Annotated in this window: 1 protein-coding gene; it reads left to right on the top strand. The window is 39.9% G+C overall.

Annotated elements, in window-relative coordinates; translation table 11 throughout:
* On the top strand, window positions 1–860 hold an 860-nt coding region (locus D5R40_RS33345), incomplete at its 5' end, for a CHAT domain-containing protein (RefSeq protein WP_153183540.1).
* Between the last annotated feature and the right edge of the window lie 38 nt (window positions 861–898).

Below are 898 nucleotides of genomic sequence, written 5' to 3'. Positions count from 1 at the left end.
CATCAATACCAATAGACAATACTTTGCCACAACAATCACCTCAGACACTAACAAATCCAAGCATTCCAGCAGCATCAAACCTAGTGCAACCAACAACAACTCCAGCTATTCCAACAAATAATATTTTACAATTTGACAACCCAATCTCAAATCCGACCACCACTAATATTATCCAGTCAATACAGAGTAACAGTACCATCAGCACAACCAATAATCCTAATCTGCCAAACAAAAAGAGCGATCGCCAACAAATTAATATCAACACCGACACTACAACAGCTTTACAAAACATCAATATTATTAACAATACTCCCCTAACTGTTGCTGCTAACTTTCAAACCTTGACTGCCTTAGAGAAAAATCGGAACAATTCATTCACTAACTACTTTGGAAAAGACCTATCAACTCAAAATATATCCATAAAAAACGGGGGAGCGCTGACAGACAACTTTGGAGAAGACCTATCAACTCAAAATACATCCATAAAAAATATCCGGGAAGTGCTGACAGACATCGCCCGTGAAACAGGCAAAAATTCAGCAATTATCTATGTCACAGCTTACCCAGAAGAACTGCAACTGGTATTATACACACCAGATAGCGACCCCATCCTCAAAACTGTTCCGGCAGCTAATCGCCAACAACTCATGGAAGTTGTCCTACAATTACGATTTCAAGTCACAACTCCCTCCCGTCGTAATACTCAAAGCTACTTGCCACCAGCACAACAATTGTACAATTGGCTCATTAGACCCATATCAGCAGAATTAGAAGCCGCTAATATCGATACCTTACTATTCAGTATGGATGAAGGTCTACGAACTTTACCTGTAGCAGTATTACACGGGAGGGAGTTGTGACTTGAAATCGTAATTGTAGGACAACTTCCATGAGTTGT

It is taken from the genome of Okeania hirsuta (genome assembly GCF_003838195.1).
Classification (GTDB): Bacteria; Cyanobacteriota; Cyanobacteriia; order Cyanobacteriales; family Microcoleaceae; genus Okeania; species Okeania hirsuta.
Note: the sequence above shows the minus strand (reverse complement) of the source record. Positions and strands in the feature narration are given on the sequence as shown.